This window comes from Psychrobacter sp. 1Y4 (assembly GCF_051847555.1).
Genome location: NZ_JBPYDE010000709.1, coordinates 1 through 642 on the forward strand (window position 1 = coordinate 1; position 642 = coordinate 642).

2 protein-coding genes are annotated in these 642 nt (G+C 41.9%); both read left to right on the top strand.

Going from position 1 to position 642, the window contains the following annotated elements:
* Nucleotides 1–405, top strand: a 405-nt coding sequence (locus ACS8FC_RS18460) for a hypothetical protein (protein WP_439297862.1), incomplete at its 5' end; no start/stop codon positions are given.
* 14 nt (nt 406–419) lie between these two features.
* A partial coding sequence (locus ACS8FC_RS18465; RefSeq protein WP_439297863.1) for a prepilin-type N-terminal cleavage/methylation domain-containing protein occupies nt 420–642 on the top strand: 223 nt, incomplete at its 3' end.

The window sequence follows — 642 nt, forward strand, 5'->3', positions numbered from 1 at the left end:
ACTGTCAATACTTGTTCTGCTCAAGTGATCGGGGGATCAGAGCGTCAGCTCTACTGTCTTCCTTGGGGGGTTTGTGAATCAGAAAAATCTGTGAACGGTATAGGTGGATTTGTACGCGCAGGTAAAGGCATACAAGAGTTAGCTTTAGGTGCTTTTAGTAGTGATCTGACTAATGTACAGGTACTTATAGGAAATCAAACTTTTTCTGAGCAATTTGATTATGATAATCGTAGTGGATATGGTGAGAGAAGCTTTTTAGACCCTGTTCCTAATATTTTGCCACATAGTGTCAATGGCAGTGGTAAATTGGAAGATAAGAAAAGTATGGGGACAGCGAATACCCTTGTCAATATGAGTGGATACGAGCTTGATATTCAGCGCTGGTATGAAAAATCTCCAGATTAGGAGAGGACGTCACGATGAAAGATAAGTACTACGTGTCTAATAGCAGGGTAACTTTTGACAGTTGTCATCGAGGCTTTACGCTTATTGAGTTGATGATTGTCGTGGTTATTATAGCTATACTCGCAGCCATTGCTATCCCAAGCTATAGGCAATATATTGTCCGTAATGCAGAGCTAGAAACTCAAGCCCAAATGAAGCAGCTAGAGATAGAGCTTGAGCGTTGGCGAGCCTCAGCAC